Source organism: Listeria welshimeri serovar 6b str. SLCC5334 (assembly GCF_000060285.1).
GTDB lineage: Bacteria > Bacillota > Bacilli > Lactobacillales > Listeriaceae > Listeria > Listeria welshimeri.
Genome location: NC_008555.1, coordinates 1,158,082 through 1,177,791, shown reverse-complemented (window position 1 = coordinate 1,177,791; position 19,710 = coordinate 1,158,082). Strand labels below are relative to the sequence as shown.

The window sequence follows — 19,710 nt, the reverse complement described above, 5'->3', positions numbered from 1 at the left end:
CTATTAGCTCTTTTCCAACTATTTTTTTACTTTTTTTCGATTAATTCCTTCTTAACCCAGCCAATCGGTTCTTCTTTAACGGCAATTTGATACCAAATTCCGCTATCGGTTTTAGCTTCCCTAAGAAGTGTTAAGTCTTCTCGTTTATAATAGTTAATTTCTTCTACTTTTTGCGCGCCAGATAATCCGTATGGTCTCGTCCAAATTGCTCCAGACACATCATCTTTTACATTACCATAGCCCGTAGCTTTTGTATCATAATAGATTTTATCATCAATTCTGTCGTATAACTGTAATTCATGCGCTTCGATAATAGAGATTAGTTTTTCAGCATAGTCTGGGTCTGTTGCGTAACCGGCTGTTTGCAACTCTTGGGCCGCTTTTTTGTAATTATCAGCTGCCACTACCCCGTTATACTTATCTTTATTCCAAGTTGTTCCATTTAAAAAAAGGGCGGCATGAGCGTCTAAAGATTCATTCCAATCTTTGTACTTTCTAAAATTGGCTTTGATTTCAATCCATTTCCCGTCTTCAAATTCTTTTGTAGTCATCGTAACCATTGGCTGAGGTGATTTTCCTTTAACGCCAAATAAATTATTACCTTTTTCAGCTAAACCACTTTGTCCCCAATCTGACTCTAAAATGGCTTGCGCTAATGTAATACTTGTTAAAATCCCATGCTTCTCTTGGATTTCTTGTGCATGTGGTGAAAGTTTATTCAAGAAATTTTGTTCTTTAGAGTGGAACGCAGGATCCGGTTCTGGAGCTGTCATAATTAAGTATTGCTGCCTAACAACGGATGCAATGACACCTACTAAAATGATAAGAAGTAAAATCCCAGCTATTCCAAGTAGTCGCTTTTGTTTCTTTTTTTTGGATAATTTTCTATATTTCAGCTGTCGTCACGCCTTTCTGTCTATGATCCCCTGATGGTATTAGAATACGTTACTTTTACCACAATTGCAATCCATCTTACGGTCTTTTAAGAAATCTTTAATATTTAAATGTTTCTTAAGTGAATTTGACAAGCTTTCACAAAAACTGTTCATTAATTTGTAATATTTGCCATCTTAAAGACATATTTGGGATTTAATGACATAATCTAACGCTATCTTTCCTTTCAGAATTTTTTTATACCTACTTTCTTCTATATAATAAGTACAAAAAACGCACCCTTTACGGATGCGTTCTATTATTATTTAGAAACAACACTAAAACGTTCATTTTGATGTGCGGCATTTTCTATTTCATCAACAAGGGCAATGGCATAGTCTGCATAACTGATTTCACTATTTCCAGCTTCATTCACTGTTAAAATATTTTTTGCTACTTTGTATTCTCCAGTTCTTTCCCCATCTGGATTAAAGAACGCTGCTGGACTGATATATGTCCAATTGATAGCTGTTTCTTTTTGGAGTGTGTCGAATGCTTCACCCATATTACTTGCAGTAGGTAAATATGCTTTTGGAAAATCTGGTGTATCCATTACTCGAATAGTTTCTTCTTGATTGACATATAAACTTCCAGCGCCACCAACCACAATTAAGCGTGTTTCCGTCCCTTTCAAAATATCCGATAAATGTTTTAGAGAAGTTTGGTGTAGGCGTTCTTCACCTGGTGCTGCGTTAAATGCATCTACTACTATATCAAATTCAGCTAAATCAGTTGTTTCTAATGCAAAAATATCTTTTTCAATTGCTTTGATATCCGTTTTTAATTTATTTTTATTACGTATAAAACCTGTTACCTCATGACCACGACGAATTGCTTCTTTCGTAATTTCATTTCCAGCTTTCCCTGTTGCTCCAATAATTGCTATTTTCATAATATTTCCCTCCTAGTTTAATTAGTAACCATATCAGTTACATTTAAAGGTTGAAATTAACGGGATTTAATTGTCCCGTTAATTGATTGCTTTTTGTTTGATATCAGCTGTAATTTGACTTAGTGTAGTGCGTTTCAAATCTGCTTCCATTTTTTGCTGGGCATGAATAAATACAGTATCTAATGTTTCTTGAATATTCGCCCCTACTTCACAATTAGGATTAGGATTTTTGTGAATATCAAAAAGATTGTCGGTTACTTCTACTGCTTGATAAATGTCGTATAAAGTAATTTCTGTAGCATTTTTTAGTAAATAAGTACCTGAAATACCAGGACTTGATTGAATCAAACCTGCTTTTTTAAGTTTACTCATGATTCTTCTTATTACGACTGGATTTGTATTTACACTTGCAGCAATTGTATCTGAAGTAATTGAACGTTCCTTATTCATATCTATTAATGTTAAAATATGAACGGCAACGCTAAAACGTGTTGAAATGGCCATTTCCTCACCTCTTTGTAACTATTATAGTTACATTTGTTTTTATTGTCAAGTACTTCTTATTATAATTTCTATCTAATTATTTGATACGTGCATTCTCTAAATCAAAAATAATTTTACCACGTTCAGTGTTCTGCTAGGTTTACGGTTGCTTCCTTCATGACTCATTTGGATTAATTGGTATTTATTTTAGAAAATCTTGCCAAAAAAACTCCCTTTAAATTAAATACTATCTTTTTACCCCTCTTTTATTTTATAATTATCTCATTGTGATAAAAGGGAGGGAAATTTTTGATTATATTATTTATTGTATCTGGTTTGTTAGCTGGGATGGTATTACCAGTTCAAACAGCCATTAATACACGACTCAGTACATATACGAAATCCCCGTTTTTAGCTTCATGGGTTTCTTTTATGGTAGGGACAACTGTTTTACTTATTGTTTGCTTATTTACACAAAAATCATGGCCAATATCTTCAGAAATGATTGCCTCAAATCCTTGGTATATATGGGTTGGTGGAGGAACATTAGGCGTTATTTTCTTAACAGCCAATATTTTACTTTTACCACGACTTGGTTCTGCACTGCTTGTAATGATTACGGTTTGTGGACAAATGATTATGGCGATTGTCATTGATAATTTTGGTTTATTTCAAGTACCAATGCATGAGATTAATATCGAGCGTTTACTTGGCGTTATTTTAATGTTCGGCGGCATTTACTTGATGCAACGCTTTTAAAAGGAGGAGAAAACATGACAAAAAGATCATCCAAATCATTATTACTTTTTATGGCAATGGGACTTGTTTCTGGACTACTTTCACCGATTCAAACATCGATTAATAGCCAACTTAGGCTAACTGTCGGTTCTCCTTTTGTAGCATCATTTATTTCGTTTTTAGTTGGGACATTGCTGCTTACACTAGTTTGTTTAATCGTGGAACGTCGTTTGACTTTTCCGCTTAAAGGTGTCGGTCGAATTCCTTGGTGGGTTTTCACTGGCGGAGCACTTGGTGTATTATTCGTCACATCCAACATTTTACTTTTACCATTACTAGGCTCAGCAATGACCGTTGTTTTGGCACTTTGTGGGCAAATGATTATTGCTCTGATTATTGATCATTTTGGTTTTTTTGGGGTTATTCCTCATCCGATTAACCGTTACCGAATGATTGGCGTTTTACTCATGCTTGTTGGTGTATTTTTAATTCAACGCTTTTAAAAAAACGAAACCTCTCCGGAATTTATTGTCTGGAGAGGTTTTTTGTTATTTCTTTTTATTTCGGAAAACTAGTTCAGAATTTTTATAGAAAATGTCTGTTTCGCCAGCTCGGTAATTGACAACTCTTGCTACGGCGAAAAAGTAGTCTGATAGGCGATTGACGTATTTTAAAACTTCTTGATTGGTAGAAGCGATTTTTAACATACCAACAATTTCTCGTTCTGCTCTTCTTGTCACAGTTCTAGCCATATGAAGTAAGGAGGCCGCTTGAGTTCCACCTGGCAAGATGAATTTTTCGATTTCTGGTGGTTCATCAGCATAAATATCAATTCGGTCTTCTAACCAAGCAACCGGCTCGCTCGTTAGTTTATAATCACGTTTGCCTTCTTCGGTTGCAAGATCTCCTCCTGCATCAAATAATTGTTGTTGAATTTGTTCCAATTCGGCTTGGATTTCTGGCTCATCTCCAAGCGTTGTAATTGTGAAACCAATCAGCGAGTTCAGCTCATCTAATGTGCCATATGCATCGATTCGAACATTGTCTTTACTTACTTTACTGCCCCCGATAATTCTTGTCATTCCTTTATCACCGGTTTTTGTGTAGATACGCATATTTTTTCTCCTTTCATAATTTTTTCTAGTTGGTCCATTTGAATATTTTCTTCTAAAAGGGCCGCTAGTTTGTCATATTCTTGTTCTTTATGTTCTTTTAATTGGATGATTTCATGTGGATAAACGGTTTTATTTTTGAGTGTTAGTAGTTCGTTGAATAGATTTCCTAAGAAAATATCATTATCAAAAATGCCGTGAATATAAGTGCCAATGATGTTTTTGTTTGTGGAAACGGCGCCATCTTGGTGGGTTTCTTGGTTGCCATTTACTGCTTTAATTTCGCAAAATGGGCTAGTGCTCTCGCCTCGCTTTGTCTGCCCCATATGGATCTCGTATCCTTCCACTGGTTCACCAGAAAGTGTCACGCCAGTAATTTGCGTCGTGCGTTTTTGATTTAGGAAAATGGTTTCGGTATCAAGTAAGCCAAGTCCTGAAATTTCTATTTGTTCACTTTCCACTTGATTTGGATCAAGCATTTTTTTACCAAGCATTTGATATCCACCGCAGATACCAATTACTTTTCCAGCTTTTTCAGCATAGTGTTGAATGGCTTTTTTTAAGCCTGATTTTTCCAGAAAAGCCATATCTTCTAACGTATTTTTACTACCTGGGATAATGACTAAATCAGGATTTCCGAACTCCGCTAGATTTCGTATATAGCGTAAACTAATGTCAGGTTGAATTTCCAGAACATGAAAATCAGTGAAATTAGAAATCCGCGGTAAACAAATAATCGCGATATCTAGTAATGCCGAACTATTTGGCACGTAATTTTTTCCGCTAAGTGAGACACTATCTTCTTCTTCTAGCTTTAGATTGGCGTATGGTATCACACCGATAACTGGGACTTTAGTGAGTTCTTCTATCATATCAATTCCGGGTTGTAAAAGAGCTACATCCCCGCGGAATTTATTAATGATAACGCCCTTAATTCTGGCGCTCTCTTCTTCATTTAAGAGCATTATTGTGCCATAAATTGAAGCAAACACACCACCTTTATCAATATCAGCTACTAAAACAACTGGCGCATCGACCATTTTTGCCATGCCCATATTGACGATATCACGATCGTTTAAATTGATTTCGGCTGGGCTTCCAGCGCCTTCTAGTACAATAATATCATTTTCATCCGCTAAACTCTGATAAACTGCCTGGATTTTTGAAATAAGTGTTTGCTTGAAGTCATGATAGGTAACTGCATCCATATTATCTAAAATCGAACCCATAAAAACCACTTGTGACTGGCGGTCATTTGTCGGTTTGAGTAAAACAGGATTCATTCGAACATCTGGAAAAACGCCAGCTGCTTCTGCTTGAAAAACTTGTGCACGACCCATTTCATCTCCAGTTGCAGTAATAAAAGAATTAAGCGACATATTTTGCGATTTAAATGGAACGACCCGCTTGCCCTTATTTTTGAATAGGCGACATAATCCTGCAACTAATATACTTTTACCTGCATCAGAGGCGGTACCTTGAATCATTATTTGTTCTACCACTACATAGTCACCTTCCTCGTGTGCGCGAAAAAATCGGCTTCTTTTTTAAAAAGCGGATAACCAGCTTGTTGATGTAATTTGATGAGCCAAGGCTGCACTAAACCTGCTTGTTCAATATTACTTTTTTCTAGGAAAACACTGCTTGTTTCCCCACTTGTCAGTACGGTTCCATCTTTTAGCATATAGACATATTCACAAATTTCATAAATTAAATCGATATCATGACTTGAAATAAGAATTTTTTTCTTTTGTTTTGCAAGACGTTCGATTATTTCCATCATAATTTTTTTACCAATTGGATCGAGTCCTGCAGTGGGTTCATCAAGCAGCAACCAATCTGTGTCAAGAACAAGGGCGCCGGCAATTGCAACACGTTTTTTTTGACCATAACTTAAATATTGAACAGGTTTATGTTGAAATTCCGTCGCCCCAACAATATCCAACACTTTCGTCACGCGTGCTTCCACTTCATCCTCACTCACACCTAAATTTCTAAGCGCAAAAGCCACATCATCACGAACATTAGAATAAAAAATTTGCTGATCTGGATCTTGAAAAACAATACTCACCTTTTTTCGTAAAGCAAATAATGCTTTTTTATTGTAAGCAAGTGGTTTCCCGTCAAAATAAACGGTGCCATCGCTTGGCTTGTTTATACCTAGTAATTGCATAAAAAGTGTCGATTTCCCGGAGCCATTCGCACCAATAAGACCGATAATATTGCCTTTTTCTAAATCTATGGAAACATCCGTTAAGGCTTGTTTGCCATCTTCGTATTGGAATGAAATATGTTCTGTTTTAAGCAAATTGGCTTCCTCCTATATGTGAAATTCTCCTTGATATAGCTTCACATCAAGTGTTATAACCATTTCATTATATCTTTTCATTACACGATTAAATAAAGTATTTACAAGCATTCCAAATGAACGATAACTATTTTTTATCCCATGATAACCAAAGCGAAGGCTCTGTGCTTTTCGAATTGCTGCCGCTTCTTCTAAGAAAATAAAGATAAAACGGTAAATTAAAATCGTTAGTTCAATCAGTACTTTTGGAATAAAAATTCGCTTCATCACTTTCGTTAATTGTACCACGGGAACGGTCAAGACGAAAAAGTATGTTGCCGCTAAGCAAGCTATACTTCTGAAAAAAACTTGTGTTGCTGTTGCAAACGTCACGTCCGAAATTCCAAGATAAAAACTCCCGATAGAAATCGAAGCAAGAAAGCTACTTGGATCTTTAGAAATCGAAATAAGAATCGAAAGTAAACTAAAAAGTAGAAAGGAAAATGGTAAAAGGAGCCATTTCAAATATTGTTTAAAGTGAATTTTAACGACATAGAGCGTCAGTGGCACCATACACAAGAACAGTATAGCTTGAACGAGCACGGGGCCAGTTAACGCGAGTATTAGAATCGCTACATAAAATAATGCTTTTGCGGACGGGGAAAAAGCAATCCACCGGTTTTGATACGCATATTTATCAATGGTTAACATCTGTCTCCGCTTTCCGTTTGCCACGACTCACACCAATGACATAAGCAATGATTCCTGTCCCGATACAACCTTGAAGTGTAAATAATAAACTTTCAATTTCGCCACTTTTCGGTTCATAAAGCGGCTCAAACCACGGTTCATAGCTTGGGTCAATTTTGGTAATTTCTGCTTCTGCTTCTCCGTCCGAACCGCCGTACTCTCCCGTTTTATTAAAGAAAAACGGGCTCACCATTAACAAAACAACTAATAGAATTAAAATCACATTGATATTTATTTTTTTCATCGTAATTGTGCCACCTTTTCTGGTAAATTTTTGCTAATAAGATTGTACATTACTACTGTTAACAATCCTTCTGCAATCGCAATTGGAACTTGAGTCACACAGAAAATCGCCATGAATTTTAGAATAGAAGCCATCATTCCTGATGCTGGATCTGGGAAGACAACTCCGAGCTGAACGCTGGTGGTGAGGTATGTTGCCAAGTCAGCTGTCATCGCACATAAGAAAATCGAAACACTTTTATTACAGTTTAATTTACGAGCTAGTTTATAGACAACGAAACCAACCATTGGACCAATAACAGCCATTGACATTGCGTTTGCGCCAAGTGTTGTAATCCCGCCATGTGCAAGTAGTAGCGCTTGGAAAAGTAAAACAATAACACCGAGAACACTAACAACAAGTGGACCAAACATAACTGTTGCTAGACCAACTCCAGTGGGATGGGAACAAGATCCTGTTACGGATGGTATTTTAAGTGCAGAAAGAACAAAAATAAAGGCTGCGCATAAAGCCAACAGTAACTTATTATTTTTATCTAAAGCAATTAATTTACGAATACGTATTAAGCCAAGCACAAGGAAAGGAATAAATACAATTAGCCAAAAGATTGCCCATTTAACTGGTAAAAAACCCTCCATAATATGCATTGCATGCGCGGATTCTGGATTTGTTAAAGTAAAATAAATAACTGCGATTAAAACAAATGGTAAAAACTTCCATACTTTTTTCATTTATATTGCTCCCATCTTTTTTTTACGATAATTGTGGTAAAATAGGACATTTTTTCTGCTGGATTGATATTTTGCATGCCGTATATGATATTTTCTGTCGCCATAGCAACATCGCTTACTACTACCGCTGCATCAAGCAAATTCAGTTTTTTTAGTAATGTCGTAAGAAGGGGTAAATTGCTTGCTGCTTTCATTAAGACAACTGTGTCAAATAATGTGAGTGCTTGTTCGATTCTACTGGCTCCTGCTGTTACTGGAATAACAGCAAAACTTTCCTCGTCCATCACAAGAGGTAGTTCAATTTTGGAGGCGATATTTGAAAATGAGGAAATGCCTGCGAGCGTCACTGTTTCTATGTCACCTTTCAATAGTTCCAGTAAATAACTATAGGTGCTATAAACCATTGGGTCGCCAAGTGTGATAAAACCAACATCATGTCCGTTTTGAACATCTGTTTTGATTTCTTCCGCAATTTCTCTCCATGCAAGCATTTTTTCTTCTTTGTTGTAATTCATTGGAAAATGGCGTTCTTTGATGATTAATGTGTCTTTTAAATAAGGGCTGACGATTTTCTTAGCTAAACTTTCGCCACCTTTTTTAGGTTGTGGCGTATAAAGAATTGCTAGTTTTCCGAGTCGCTCTGCTGCTTCCATCGTAACTAATTTGCTGTCGCCTGGTCCTGTACCAATGCCATAAAACTTAGCCACGCGCTTTCACCCTTTCTATAGCAGTATGAATATGGTCAATAAACTGGGCTTGGATAAGTGGATTTTCACCTAAACCTTGCAAGTGACATTCGGTTTGAATTCCGGCTTGTTCTAGTGTACTTTTCCAGGAATCTTCATCATCTGAGGCCATATCATTCGTAGCATGATCTCCTGCGACGAGCATAAATGGCATTAAATGCGCTTTTTTTATATTCGCTTGTTGTAAACGTTCAATTACTTGATCAAGGCCAGGATAGCTTTCTACAGCACAGAGATAAATGGGTTCATTTAAAAGCATATGATCTAGACAAGCATAGGCACTAAAAGCATGGTGTTTCGAACCGTGTCCCATAAGAATTAACGCTTCTTGTTCTTTTAGAGTTGGCATTTGATGACGAATGGCTTCGATTGCTTTTTCATAATCACTCATAGAATCAAGTAACGGCTGGCTAACGATAATGGAGTCAAAATCCTGCTTAAATTTTTCTACTTGTGCGGTGATTTTTTCAAATTCCCCGCCACTAATAATATGTAAAGACTGAATAATGACTTCATTGTAGCCTAATTCTTTTAGTTGATTTAAAGCCTGACTGGGTGTATTTATGTGCATGTTGTCGCGGGTTTTCAGTTTTTTAATAATTTTATTGGATGTAAAGGCACGGAATACAGTGTAATCTGGAAATTCTTGTGCTACTCTTTTTTCACAGGCTTCAATGGTTTTTTCTCTTGTTTCTGGATAACTAGTGCCAAAACTAACAACTAATATGGCTTTTTTCATTGTGGTACTCCTTCTAATTTTGTTTTTTGGATTAATTCAATTAAGCTCTCTGGTGTTGCACTATCAGCTTCTTCAAAATCATTAATACCAAATGACTGCAAGGTTGCGCTCGTGAATCGTCCAATGGAAAGGATGGTTTTCGTTTTTAAAATTGCTTTTTCTTCGGTTGTTAATACATCGAGTAGATTTTGGACCGAACGAGAACTTGAAAAACAAATTTGTTCAAAGCTTTCAAGATCAAATGGACGTTCTGTCACTGGTCGCAAATCGTATAAAGGCATCATTTCTATTGCCTTTACATTAGACAAAATAGCGCCAACTTCTGCTGTGTCAACTACACTCCCAATAATCAAATTGCTCGAATTTTTTTGAAATCTTGCTAAATGCTCTAAAATCAACTCAGCACTTCTTCTTTGTATAAAACTATCTGGAACAATTCCTTTTTCGCTGAGTGCTTCTTTCGTTTGTTTGCCAATAGCTGTGAGGTGTGTATTTTTCAAAGTACGAATATCTAAATGAAGCGTCGCTAGATAATTAAAAAATCGCTCTACTGCCTCTTTTGATGTAAAAATAATTTCACGAGTTTCGCATAATTCTTGTTTTGTTTTTGTTGGTGTCACATCCAATACTTGAATATTTGGATACATTGTTACTTCTCCGCCTAAATCACGAATTTGTTCTGCGAGCTTACTTTTACCAGCTCGTGCTCTTGGAAGTAAGACTTTGGTATGGAAAAGCGGCATTTCTTCAAAAAAGTTAAGCTGTGGCCGTAAGCTCACTACTTCACCAACAACGATAAGCGCAGGTGATGAAATACCGGACTCTGCTACTTTTTGCTCGATAGTTTGTAAATTTCCAGTAACAGTTAATTGTTTGCCTCGGGATGCCCATTGCACAATCGCAACCCCAGTTTCTGGTTTTTGTCCATTTGCTAGTAAATTCGCGCAAATATTAGGCAAGTTTGTCATTCCCATCAGAAAAACGAGTGTACCTTCTAACCTAGCAAGAGCTTCCCAGTCTAGTGGATCCCGTCCTTTTTTCAAATGACCGGTAATCACGTGGAAACTTGAAGCAAAATCACGGTGTGTGACCGGAATTCCCGCATAAGCAAGTCCACCAATAGCTGAGGTGATTCCAGGGATAACTTCAAAAGGAATTCCCGCTTTATAAAGTGTTTCTCCTTCTTCTCCACCACGTCCAAATACATATGGATCACCTGCTTTCAAGCGAACGACAAGCTCATTTGTTGCAGCTTCCCTAACAAGGATTTGTTCGATTTCTTCTTGAGGAATTGGATGATGTAACGGTTCTTTTCCCACATAAATAAGTTTGCAGCTCGCTTTTCGTTCTTGGAGCATTGCTTTTTCCACGAGACGATCATACACAATAACATCCGCTTTTTGAAGTGCGGCTAATCCTTTTACTGTGAGCAGTTGTGCATCTCCAGGACCTGCGCCAATTAACATGACTTTTCCCATTAGTAGACCTCCAATTGAGTTAAAATTTCTGGTAGTTCGGTTAAATGATTTATTTCGATTGGATAATTTAATTGTTTGCGGCGAATCACGATGACAGGAATTTCTAATTCTGCCGCTGCCGTAAGCTTTTCTTGAAAGCCGCCTTGTTTTCCACTTTCTTTGGTGATTAAAACATCTGCCCCCGTCATTTCTAGTTGAGTTCGATTCGCTTCTTTAGTGAAGGGGCCTTTCATACCAATAATTTGATCAGCAACGAGTCCTAATTCTTCAGCTGAACGAATGACATCAGATACTGGCAAAATACGAGCGATAATGTGCAAATTTCTCAATCCTGCCACAAATTCAGGTAAATTCTTGCTACCAGTTGTAAGGAAAATTCTCTGGCCTAATTCTGTAGCAACTTTACAGGCTTCTTCTATATCCGCTACTAGATAAGTATTATCTGTTTGTTCGCTTGTACGTTCAAAACGAATATATGGAATTTCCGTTTCTTTACAAGCTTCCATTGCGGTTTCCGAAACGATAGTTGCAAATGGATGGGTTGCATCAATAACGAGTTGAACATTTTCTGAGTGCCATTTTGTACACATTTCTTCTTTTGATAATCTGCCACAAAACACATTTTCGGCATGTTGTTTAGCTAAAGTTTCACCGTAATCTGTTGCAACAGAAAGAATGAAGGGTTGCTTTGTTTCAGTAAGCCAGTCACTAATTAACAAACTATCTGAAGTTCCTCCAAGCACGAAAATCATAATGAATAGCCTCGTGGTGTAATCATTTTGCCGTTTTTCACGTATGTTTCTTTATTTCCAACAATAACCATCGTTGTCATATCTACTAATTCGTAATCTATGTCTTGCATCGTTGTGATGATTTTTCGTTCTTCTTTTCGACCAACATCTTTGACGATCCCGACTACCGTATCTCTTGATTTATGTTCCATCATCTTTTGAAAAGCGTTTGCCAAATGGTTGGCGCGCCCTTTACTTCTTGGATTATAAAAACAAACAACGAAATCGGCCATTGCCGCGTGTGTTAGACGTTTTTCGATAACTTCCCAAGGTGTCATTAAATCACTTAAGCTAATATGGCAAAAATCGTGCATGATTGGCGCACCTAAGACAGCAGCTGCTCCAATACTTGCAGTAATTCCAGGGATGACTTTGACTTCTAAAGCTGGATCACTTTTTTCTGCAAGTTCTAAAACTAAACCTGCCATACCATAAATTCCAGCATCTCCACTGGAAACAACGGCAACTTTTTTCCCAGTTAATGCAATATCTACAGCTTCTTGGCAGCGGTCAATTTCGCGGCGCATACCCGTTTTTACTACTTCTTTATGTTTAATTAGTTCTTTGATTAACTTGATATATGTTACATAACCAACAATCACCTCAGCTTCTTCTATTGCTTGCAGTGCTTCTCCAGTCATTAATCGTTTATCTCCTGGACCAATTCCGATTACATAAATCATTTTGCCACCTCATTATTTTTAGTTAATTTTCCTGCTGCGAATGTCACACCATTTTCGGCAAATCGGCTTGTAATGACATTTCCGTTACTGCCAATATCTGCTGAGGACAAGGCGACATTTCCTACTTGTACCGTTTTTTGAACAAATGCGGATGTTGGGTATTTTTCAGCCACTGTTTGTAACTCTTCTGCTGGATGAACAATAAACTCGATACCCCATTTTTTTGCTAAATGAAGAATGGCTGCTTCTTCTGCTTTTAAGGTAATACTATGGATTTCCTGAAAGGCTCGTGGATGTATGTTTTCTTGTTCACAAAAATGCGTAAAAGCTGTATCGATTATGTCTAAAGAAATACCCTTTTTACAGCCAACACCAAGGACAAATTGCTTGGGTATAAGCTGGATTCGTTCTACTCCTGTAGTTGGTAAATTATTTTTAGTCGAAATATAAATTTGTGGGCTAACTTCTTTGTTGGTAAAACCTCTAGTATCAATATCTAGGGGTTCATCTACGCGTAAACTGACTTCTTTTCCTGCTGCGAGAAGACCATTGATACGTTTAGTGGTTGTTTTAAACTCTGGTAAGTAACCATTTATTTCTTTGGCGATATTGTCGATTGCAGCCACATTTGAGCAGTCCGTAGCAGTAGTTATAACGGATACGCCCCCGGTGAATTCAGCAATTTGCTCGGTTAACTCATTTGCACCGCCAACGTGTCCAGAAAGTAAGCTAATAATAAACTGGCCATATTCATCCATCACAAGTACTGCTGGATCAGACAATTTATCCCGAATAACCGGAGCAAGTGTGCGAACCGCAATTCCTGTTGCCATGATACAAATCAATGCTTGATATTGTGTGAAAATTTCGCGCATAGCTGTTCCGAAATTTGGAGTTAAAGCAAGTGTATCTTCATTTTGATGTTTCTCTGGTACAAAAATGGTTGCCGGTATTTTTTTTGTCAATGTGATTGCTAAATCCCGACCACGTTCTGTAACGGCAATGATTGCCAGTTTATCTATATTCATGTTTAAAGTCCTTGTCATATAGCTTGGAATAATAAAACTCTTCGCCAAGAAAATCGCCGACCATAATAAGCGCTGTTTTCGTAATTCCTGCTTCCGTCACTTTTTCCGCGATATCTTTTAGTGTGCCAGTTACTTTCTTTTCTTCTGCCCAAGTTGCTTTATAAATAACCGCTGCTTTAGTTTCAGGTTTATAACCGCCTTTAATTAGTTCTGAAACTACTTTTCGAATACCTTGAACCGATAAGAAAATAACCATGGAAGTTTGGTGTGCAGCATAAGATCTGAGTGATTCGCGTGCGGGTACTGGAGTTCTGCCTGCCATTCTAGTAATAATCACACTCTGACTTACTTCAGGAACCGTATACTCCACACCAAAGCTACTTGCCGCGCCAAGGAATGAACTCACGCCTGGCGTACAAGTGAAAGGAATACCTCGTTTTTTCATTTCCTCGACTTGTTCACGAATCGAACCATAAATAGAGAAATCCCCTGTTTGCAGACGAACCACTTCTTTTCCAGCCGTAACACCTGCTTCCATACAATCGATAATTTCAATTAAGTTCATTGTCGCACTATTATGGATTTCTGAACCTGCTTTACAATAGTCCAATAACTCTGGATTCACGAGTGACCCTGCATAAATTACAACATCTGCTTCTTTTAATAGTTGATATCCTTTTAGTGTGATTAATTCTTTATCTCCTGGTCCTGCTCCGACGAAATGTACTTCTGCCATTTTCTTCACTCCTCTAGTTTTTTACAGCCGATAATCACGGTTGGATTTTGTGGTTCAAAATAGTGTCCCGCTCCAAGTTTATGCCAACTCGAAACTTGGATTTGCTTCATTATTAATTCGTACACAGATAATTTTTCTAAATGGTTCATTGCAGTTAGCGCATTTTCCAGCAAAATAAAATTAAGTACTAAACGTCCACTGGGATTCAAATGCGCCAGTGACCAGTCAATAATTTCGGTTAAATTTCCACCGCTGCCACCAATAAAAATAGCATCAAACTTTTCATTTTCATTTAATTCGATTGGCGCGTAAGCTTCTATGACTTTTACATTTTCTAGACCAAATTTCACTTGATTTCGTTTGATTAAGTCCACTGCAACCGGATTGCGCTCTATTGCAGTCACTTCGATTTCCGGAAAATTACAAGCAACTTGAAGTCCCACACTCCCAGTTCCGGCACCAACATCAAGTAATTTTTTACATGTTTCATCTAATCCAAGTAAATCGATACTTGCCGCTCGAACCTCTGCTTTTGTCATTGGAACTTTGCCACGAATAAATACTTCATCTTTCATCAACAATCACCACTACATTCATATCGTATTTTTTAGCAACTTCGGCTGGTCTTAACTTGTGAATTCGTTCCTCTTTAGCGCTTAAATTTTCACCAATAAAAATGATTTTGTTTAAATTTCGTTTTAAAATTTCAGCAGCTATTTCATATGGTCCAATAATCGTATCCGTCACCATTGCGACTTTTTCATGCTGTAATAAAAAGTCGAAGTTTGGTGTTTTCCCATGGCTGCTCGTAATAAAACAATCATTCATTGGTAATTTGATTTTGTGAAACATCATTTGGATAGCACTGATACCAGGAATAACCCGGATATCCTCCGAAAAATTTGCTATCGCCCAGTTACCAATTCCGTATAACAGTGGGTCTCCGGATGCTAGAATCACCACATTTTTATCTTGATGAGGAATGTTTGTCAAATCAGCTAATTTTTTTGGTAAAAGTATTGGAGTTGCAGTAGTTAAATTCGCAATTTCTTGCAATTGCCTGTTTGATCCATAAACTGTATCTGCCGAACTTAAAGCCTGTCTTGCTTCATTTATTAGCAAATTCGTATCTCCTGGCCCAATTCCAACAATCGTAATCATTGCCATTCCTCCCGCAATACATCGATATCTTTCGTTGTAGCAAGCAATCCACGCTCCGTCGAAAAAGTAACCACATCAATTTCTACACTTGGTTTTGTAAATTTCAAAAAGCGTTCTGACCTTGCTTTTATTTTTTGTGCAATCACTTCATAAACATGTGTGTAACCAGCTTCTTCAATTAATTCACCGGCTGCCTCTGTCGTATTACACTTCTCTACTTCTTGTAAAAGTGATAATGGCGCGCCGAGTAAAGCTAAATTAGCAACTAAGATTTCGGCACGAGCATCTGCATCTTTGCTATATGTTGTAAAAATTCCCGCAGACACTTTCACCAGTTTGCCAAAATGACCGACCATCAGTACTTTTTTGAAGGCAAGGCGTTGTGTTTCTTTTAGCATATAACCAACGAAATTACTCATTGACACAATGTTATTACTTGAGAAACCAAGTGTATGTTGAACAAAATCATCCCCGTAATTACCTGGAACGAGAATAATTTGCTCGAGTCCTTGATTACGTTTCATTTCTAGTTCCATTGACAGCGATTTTTTCCAACCTTCATCAGACATGGGAGTAACAATACCAGTCGTTCCTAAAATAGAAATTCCACCAATAATCCCTAAGTTGCTATTCATTGTTCGTTTTGCGCGTTCTTCCCCTTCTGGAGCATAAACTAAAATGTTGGCACCACGATGTTCTCCAAGTGATTTTCGTACCGCTTCTAAAATGTTTTTGCGAGGAGCCGGATTTATCGCTGCCTCTCCAACTGCAACAGAAATACCTTTTTGCGTCGCTCGACCAATTCCAACACCACCATCTAATACAACTTCAGTGCTATTTGTTAATTCCACATCTACAAAAATCCACATTCCGTGTGTCGCATCAATATCATCGCCACCATCTTTTTGAACTGCTGCAGTTGCTCTTTTTTTAGAAAATTGTTGATGTGCTACTGGGATTTCAAGAATAGTTCCACCAGTTGTCGTAACTTGCACTGCACTTACTTCTTCTTGGGTTAGAATCATTTCGACACACGCTTTTGCTGCAGCTGCTGCACATGTCCCAGTTGTATAACCTTTACGATATTTTTTGCCATTATAATAAATAAAATCTTCCATTACTTGTCGCCTTCTTTACATCGTAATCAAGATTGCATTAATGATAGCCGCCGCAAGATTACTACCACCTTTTCGGCCACGAGCGACAATAGCTGGGATGTCGGTTTCAAGCATTTCTTCTTTGCATTCTGCCGCACCAACAAAGCCAACAGGAACTGCCACGACTGCATCCGCTTGCAACTGACCACTTTCTGTCATCTCGATAATCTTATAAACTGCAGTTGGCGCATTTCCTAGTACAAATATTTTCGGTCCATCTTTTAAAGAGGCAAGTTTTATTCCTGCCATAGAGCGCGTAATACCATGCTGTTTAGCAATTTCTATTGTTTCAGGATCGCTCACATAACAATGATATTTACAACCAAGTTCATCTAAAAGTCGTTTATTAATGCCACTAAGCGCCATATTGGTATCGGTAAAAATAGTTCCTTTATTTTGAAGAACGTGAATAATTTCCTGGATCACATCTTGTTGAAAAACTAAGCTATCCAAGTAATCAAAATCTGCCGTTGTATGTATCGCGCGTTTGATAATAGCTTCCTCCCATTTATTTTGAAACGTGTAATCTGGGCGAATATCATCAATAATTTGTTGAATGATTTCAAAACTTTTCTCTTCAATTTTAGCTGGATTTTTAATATAATTCATTGTGCCACTCCTTTAAAATAATAGTAGATATATACATGCAAAAACGATAAAAGCAATAGTGGAGGCTGTGTATAACAAATGAATCGTTTGGCTGATTTCTTTTTGCGTGACTGGTTTAGTTCCACTTCCAATTGTCGGTTTAACAACTGTTTCGCCGAAGTATTCATGTGTTCCACCTAGTGTTATACCAAGTGCTCCAGCTACTGCACCTTCCGGATAAGCACAATTAGGACTCGTATGGTTTTTCCGGTCCCGAAGACCTATCACCCAAGACGCACGCCCATCATATCTTAAAATAAAACTAGCAATTACTAAGAAAAACCAAGATAATCTCGCAGGAATAAAATTGGCTATATCGTCCATTTTTGCTGATACAAAACCAATGGCTCGGTACTTTTCATTTTTATAACCGACCATCGAATCCAGTGTATTGACTGCCTTATACATTAAAGCAAGTACTGGCCCACCAATAAACAAATAAAATAATGGTGCGATAACGCCATCTGCTGTATTTTCGGCCACTGTTTCTATTGTTGCTTTACTGATTTGTTCTGCTGTTAGCTTCTCTGTATCACGACCAACAATCATCCCAACCTGCACTCTCGCCGCAACCAAATCTCCGCTCGATAATGTCCGCTGAATTTTCCACGCCTCTTTCGCAAGGCAAGTCATCGCGAGTGTTGTATAACTAAAGTAGACAAAAAAAGCTGCGTAAAGCCAGAAAGCGATTTTTGCGCTGATCATTAAAATGAACCATGTTAGAACTCCCGTCAAACCAACCGTGAGTAAAAATAACACTCCTCCAGCAAAATATAATGATTTCCCGTGAAAATTTTTTCGCAAAATATTAGTTAATAATTGAATCCAATTGCCAATTGCTTTAATTGGATGCGGCCAGCTATAAGGATCCCCTAACAAACAATCTAAAATAAATGATGCTGTATAGAATAGTAATGTCATTTTCTACAAGCTCCAAACATATGCGTTAAAATGGCTGGGTTTTGATAGAAATGAATATGCAAGTAACTCGCGAATGTATGACCCTTTTGATAGCCGCCATACCATTCTTTAACAATTTCGCCATCTCGCTTTTTCAAAAGTTTCATGCAAGGTTTTTCCGTTGTTTCAAAAACAGAATGATGAAATTCATGACCCCGGATAGCAGTTCCCTTCTCGCCAATCAGTGTGTCTGCTAGCGGTTCCGCGATACAATAACCGAACTTCCGAAGTCGTGTTGTCATCTTACTAACCCCTGCAAAAACGCCCACCATTTCATAACATTCGTCTTCCATTTCCAAGCTCGAACCAAGATACATTAAACCGCCGCATTCGGCATAAACCGGCTTGCCTTTTTCATGCGCAGTTAAAATCGATTCTCGCATCGTTTTATTCTTCGCAAGGCGCTCCGCAAAAACTTCTGGAAAACCGCCACCAATATAGATAAAATCTGCTTCTGGAACTTCCCTATCTTCTAGTGGACTAAATGGAATCAACCTAGCACCAGTTGAACGAATCAGCTCCAAATTATCTTGATAATAAAAATGAAATGCGGCGTCTAGCGCATAAGCAACGCGTATCCCAGAAAAGTCTGGCACATTTATCTCAGGTGATGTTATATCTAAATCTGCACCAGTCTTACTAATTTCTAACAATCTATCTAAATCCACATGTTCGCCGATTAAATCACCAAGCAACTCCCATTTTGCATCTAATTCTGCCATTTCTTCTTGAGGTACTAAACCAAGATGTCTTTCTGGAAGTGCCACTGCCGCATTTTTCGGTAAATAACCTAACACAGGGACATCCGTATAACGTTCAATCGCCCCTTTGATCAATGAAAAATGATTTTCTGAAGCCACTCGATTAATAATCACGCCAGCAATAGCAAGCTCTGGGTCAAAACGATTAAAACCATCAACAATTGCCGCCGCTGAAGTCGAAATTGCTTTTCCATCTACAACTAAAATGACTGGTGTTTTCGTACATTTGGCAATAAAGGACGTGCTTGCATTATCACGATGAGTACCAAGTCCATCAAACAACCCCATCACACCTTCAATGACCGAAATGTCAGCCACCTTCCCATGCTTCTGAAAAAGTGCCGCGAGCATGTCTTCATCATCAATTAGAAAACTATCTAAATTGATGGATGCTTCCCCTGTTATCGCTTGATGATAATTTGTGTCAATATAATCTGGTCCAACCTTAAATGGCTGAACCACTAAACCTCTTTGTTTGAGGGCACGCATAATTCCGAGCGTTATGGTTGTTTTCCCAGCGCCACTTGATGCAGCTGCAATTAAGATCTTGTTCATCTTTTTTCACCTTTCATTTTAGCCATAAAAAAAGACACCAAACAGAACTTTGGCGTCTTTTTGAGATTTACGCAAACAAGCTATTTCCTTGTAGCAC

At 37.8% G+C, this 19,710-nt stretch carries 24 protein-coding genes; 2 read left to right on the top strand and 22 right to left on the bottom strand.

Annotation, left to right across the window (positions count from 1 at the left end):
• Window positions 1-26: 26 nt before the first annotated feature.
• The 3 genes from LWE_RS05920 to LWE_RS05910 form a co-directional block, all read right to left on the bottom strand.
• Window positions 27-896: a glucosaminidase domain-containing protein gene (locus LWE_RS05920; RefSeq protein WP_011701986.1), complete on the bottom strand. Its 870-nt coding sequence runs from the start codon at window positions 894-896 to the stop codon at window positions 27-29.
• A 299-nt stretch (window positions 897-1,195) separates the two neighbouring features.
• On the bottom strand, window positions 1,196-1,825 hold the full coding sequence (locus LWE_RS05915) for an NAD(P)-dependent oxidoreductase (protein ID WP_011701985.1): 630 nt from the start codon (window positions 1,823-1,825) through the stop codon (window positions 1,196-1,198).
• Window positions 1,826-1,903: 78 nt separating this feature from the next.
• Entirely contained in the window at window positions 1,904-2,329 is a 426-nt protein-coding gene (locus LWE_RS05910) for an Rrf2 family transcriptional regulator (protein WP_011701984.1), read from the bottom strand.
• Between the two features lie 288 nt (window positions 2,330-2,617).
• Here LWE_RS05910 and LWE_RS05905 point away from each other — a divergent pair, with 288 nt between their 5' ends.
• Both LWE_RS05905 and LWE_RS05900 read left to right on the top strand, forming a co-directional pair.
• On the top strand, window positions 2,618-3,067 hold the full coding sequence (locus LWE_RS05905) for a DMT family transporter (RefSeq protein WP_003761842.1): 450 nt from the start codon (window positions 2,618-2,620) through the stop codon (window positions 3,065-3,067).
• Between the two features lie 14 nt (window positions 3,068-3,081).
• Window positions 3,082-3,549: a DMT family transporter gene (locus LWE_RS05900; protein WP_011701983.1), complete on the top strand. Its 468-nt coding sequence runs from the start codon at window positions 3,082-3,084 to the stop codon at window positions 3,547-3,549.
• Window positions 3,550-3,594: 45 nt separating this feature from the next.
• Here the strand turns inward: LWE_RS05900 and LWE_RS05895 are convergent, their stop codons facing one another.
• From LWE_RS05895 to LWE_RS05805, 19 genes are all read right to left on the bottom strand, one after another.
• On the bottom strand, window positions 3,595-4,161 hold the full coding sequence (locus LWE_RS05895) for a cob(I)yrinic acid a,c-diamide adenosyltransferase (protein WP_011701982.1): 567 nt from the start codon (window positions 4,159-4,161) through the stop codon (window positions 3,595-3,597).
• Entirely contained in the window at window positions 4,125-5,660 is a 1,536-nt protein-coding gene (locus LWE_RS05890) for a cobyric acid synthase (protein WP_011701981.1), read from the bottom strand. The genes LWE_RS05895 and LWE_RS05890 overlap by 37 nt, the downstream gene beginning before the upstream one ends.
• Window positions 5,660-6,466 (bottom strand): ATP-binding cassette domain-containing protein, encoded by an 807-nt coding sequence (locus LWE_RS05885; RefSeq protein ID WP_011701980.1) that lies wholly within the window; start codon window positions 6,464-6,466, stop codon window positions 5,660-5,662. Before LWE_RS05885 ends, LWE_RS05890 begins: the two co-directional genes overlap by 1 nt.
• A 12-nt stretch (window positions 6,467-6,478) precedes the next feature.
• Window positions 6,479-7,156, bottom strand: a complete 678-nt coding sequence (locus LWE_RS05880; RefSeq protein WP_011701979.1) for an energy-coupling factor ABC transporter transmembrane protein — start codon at window positions 7,154-7,156, stop codon at window positions 6,479-6,481.
• Window positions 7,143-7,439 carry an energy-coupling factor ABC transporter substrate-binding protein gene (locus tag LWE_RS05875; RefSeq protein ID WP_008947568.1) on the bottom strand — a complete coding sequence of 99 codons (297 nt, stop codon included), beginning with the start codon at window positions 7,437-7,439 and terminating at the stop codon, window positions 7,143-7,145. The genes LWE_RS05880 and LWE_RS05875 overlap by 14 nt, the downstream gene beginning before the upstream one ends.
• A complete protein-coding gene (locus tag LWE_RS05870; protein WP_077904743.1) occupies window positions 7,436-8,086 on the bottom strand; it encodes an energy-coupling factor ABC transporter permease in 651 nt (216 codons plus the stop codon). Before LWE_RS05870 ends, LWE_RS05875 begins: the two co-directional genes overlap by 4 nt.
• 80 nt (window positions 8,087-8,166) lie before the next feature.
• Window positions 8,167-8,877, bottom strand: coding sequence for a cobalt-factor II C(20)-methyltransferase (locus tag LWE_RS05865; RefSeq protein ID WP_011701977.1), 711 nt, complete (start codon window positions 8,875-8,877; stop codon window positions 8,167-8,169).
• The gene (locus tag LWE_RS05860) at window positions 8,870-9,655 is read right to left on the bottom strand and encodes a sirohydrochlorin cobaltochelatase (protein WP_011701976.1); all 786 of its coding nucleotides are present in this window, start codon (window positions 9,653-9,655) and stop codon (window positions 8,870-8,872) included. Before LWE_RS05860 ends, LWE_RS05865 begins: the two co-directional genes overlap by 8 nt.
• The gene (gene cobA / locus LWE_RS05855) at window positions 9,652-11,133 is read right to left on the bottom strand and encodes a uroporphyrinogen-III C-methyltransferase (protein WP_011701975.1); all 1,482 of its coding nucleotides are present in this window, start codon (window positions 11,131-11,133) and stop codon (window positions 9,652-9,654) included. The genes LWE_RS05860 and cobA overlap by 4 nt, the downstream gene beginning before the upstream one ends.
• The gene (cobK, locus tag LWE_RS05850) at window positions 11,133-11,885 is read right to left on the bottom strand and encodes a precorrin-6A reductase (protein WP_011701974.1); all 753 of its coding nucleotides are present in this window, start codon (window positions 11,883-11,885) and stop codon (window positions 11,133-11,135) included. The genes cobA and cobK overlap by 1 nt, the downstream gene beginning before the upstream one ends.
• Window positions 11,882-12,607 carry a precorrin-3B C(17)-methyltransferase gene (cobJ, locus tag LWE_RS05845; protein ID WP_011701973.1) on the bottom strand — a complete coding sequence of 242 codons (726 nt, stop codon included), beginning with the start codon at window positions 12,605-12,607 and terminating at the stop codon, window positions 11,882-11,884. Before cobJ ends, cobK begins: the two co-directional genes overlap by 4 nt.
• Window positions 12,604-13,635, bottom strand: coding sequence for a cobalt-precorrin 5A hydrolase (gene cbiG / locus LWE_RS05840; protein ID WP_011701972.1), 1,032 nt, complete (start codon window positions 13,633-13,635; stop codon window positions 12,604-12,606). Before cbiG ends, cobJ begins: the two co-directional genes overlap by 4 nt.
• On the bottom strand, window positions 13,622-14,371 hold the full coding sequence (locus tag LWE_RS05835; RefSeq protein WP_011701971.1) for a cobalt-precorrin-4 methyltransferase: 750 nt from the start codon (window positions 14,369-14,371) through the stop codon (window positions 13,622-13,624). The genes cbiG and LWE_RS05835 overlap by 14 nt, the downstream gene beginning before the upstream one ends.
• Window positions 14,372-14,376: 5 nt before the next feature.
• The gene (locus LWE_RS05830; RefSeq protein ID WP_011701970.1) at window positions 14,377-14,946 is read right to left on the bottom strand and encodes a decarboxylating cobalt-precorrin-6B (C(15))-methyltransferase; all 570 of its coding nucleotides are present in this window, start codon (window positions 14,944-14,946) and stop codon (window positions 14,377-14,379) included.
• A complete protein-coding gene (locus tag LWE_RS05825; RefSeq protein WP_011701969.1) occupies window positions 14,936-15,532 on the bottom strand; it encodes a cobalt-precorrin-7 (C(5))-methyltransferase in 597 nt (198 codons plus the stop codon). Before LWE_RS05825 ends, LWE_RS05830 begins: the two co-directional genes overlap by 11 nt.
• Complete coding sequence (gene cbiD / locus LWE_RS05820) at window positions 15,529-16,650, bottom strand: cobalt-precorrin-5B (C(1))-methyltransferase CbiD (protein WP_011701968.1); 1,122 nt, start codon at window positions 16,648-16,650, stop codon at window positions 15,529-15,531. The genes LWE_RS05825 and cbiD overlap by 4 nt, the downstream gene beginning before the upstream one ends.
• Before the next feature lie 15 nt (window positions 16,651-16,665).
• Window positions 16,666-17,298 (bottom strand): cobalt-precorrin-8 methylmutase, encoded by a 633-nt coding sequence (locus tag LWE_RS05815; protein ID WP_011701967.1) that lies wholly within the window; start codon window positions 17,296-17,298, stop codon window positions 16,666-16,668.
• A gap of 12 nt (window positions 17,299-17,310) precedes the next feature.
• Window positions 17,311-18,258, bottom strand: a complete 948-nt coding sequence (cbiB, locus tag LWE_RS05810; RefSeq protein WP_011701966.1) for an adenosylcobinamide-phosphate synthase CbiB — start codon at window positions 18,256-18,258, stop codon at window positions 17,311-17,313.
• Window positions 18,255-19,613 (bottom strand): cobyrinate a,c-diamide synthase, encoded by a 1,359-nt coding sequence (locus LWE_RS05805; RefSeq protein WP_011701965.1) that lies wholly within the window; start codon window positions 19,611-19,613, stop codon window positions 18,255-18,257. Before LWE_RS05805 ends, cbiB begins: the two co-directional genes overlap by 4 nt.
• Between the last annotated feature and the right edge of the window lie 97 nt (window positions 19,614-19,710).

Bases quoted from the DNA above. Each gene is read 5' to 3' on its own strand.
- LWE_RS05915 (WP_011701985.1), bottom strand. From the start codon at position 1,825: ATGAAAATAGCAATTATTGGAGCAACAGGGAAAGCTGGAAATGAAATT.
- LWE_RS05910 (WP_011701984.1), bottom strand. From the start codon at position 2,329: ATGGCCATTTCAACACGTTTTAGCGTTGCCGTTCATATTTTAACATTA.
- LWE_RS05900 (WP_011701983.1), top strand. From the start codon at position 3,082: ATGACAAAAAGATCATCCAAATCATTATTACTTTTTATGGCAATGGGA.
- LWE_RS05895 (WP_011701982.1), bottom strand. From the start codon at position 4,161: ATGCGTATCTACACAAAAACCGGTGATAAAGGAATGACAAGAATTATC.
- LWE_RS05880 (WP_011701979.1), bottom strand. From the start codon at position 7,156: ATGTTAACCATTGATAAATATGCGTATCAAAACCGGTGGATTGCTTTT.
- LWE_RS05875 (WP_008947568.1), bottom strand. From the start codon at position 7,439: ATGAAAAAAATAAATATCAATGTGATTTTAATTCTATTAGTTGTTTTG.
- LWE_RS05870 (WP_077904743.1), bottom strand. From the start codon at position 8,086: ATGCATATTATGGAGGGTTTTTTACCAGTTAAATGGGCAATCTTTTGG.
- LWE_RS05860 (WP_011701976.1), bottom strand. From the start codon at position 9,655: ATGAAAAAAGCCATATTAGTTGTTAGTTTTGGCACTAGTTATCCAGAA.
- cobA (WP_011701975.1), bottom strand. From the start codon at position 11,133: ATGGGAAAAGTCATGTTAATTGGCGCAGGTCCTGGAGATGCACAACTG.
- cobK (WP_011701974.1), bottom strand. From the start codon at position 11,885: ATGATTTTCGTGCTTGGAGGAACTTCAGATAGTTTGTTAATTAGTGAC.
- cobJ (WP_011701973.1), bottom strand. From the start codon at position 12,607: ATGATTTATGTAATCGGAATTGGTCCAGGAGATAAACGATTAATGACT.
- cbiG (WP_011701972.1), bottom strand. From the start codon at position 13,635: ATGAATATAGATAAACTGGCAATCATTGCCGTTACAGAACGTGGTCGG.
- LWE_RS05835 (WP_011701971.1), bottom strand. From the start codon at position 14,371: ATGGCAGAAGTACATTTCGTCGGAGCAGGACCAGGAGATAAAGAATTA.
- LWE_RS05830 (WP_011701970.1), bottom strand. From the start codon at position 14,946: ATGAAAGATGAAGTATTTATTCGTGGCAAAGTTCCAATGACAAAAGCA.
- LWE_RS05825 (WP_011701969.1), bottom strand. From the start codon at position 15,532: ATGATTACGATTGTTGGAATTGGGCCAGGAGATACGAATTTGCTAATA.
- cbiD (WP_011701968.1), bottom strand. From the start codon at position 16,650: ATGGAAGATTTTATTTATTATAATGGCAAAAAATATCGTAAAGGTTAT.
- LWE_RS05815 (WP_011701967.1), bottom strand. From the start codon at position 17,298: ATGAATTATATTAAAAATCCAGCTAAAATTGAAGAGAAAAGTTTTGAA.
- cbiB (WP_011701966.1), bottom strand. From the start codon at position 18,258: ATGACATTACTATTCTATACAGCATCATTTATTTTAGATTGTTTGTTA.
- LWE_RS05805 (WP_011701965.1), bottom strand. From the start codon at position 19,613: ATGAACAAGATCTTAATTGCAGCTGCATCAAGTGGCGCTGGGAAAACA.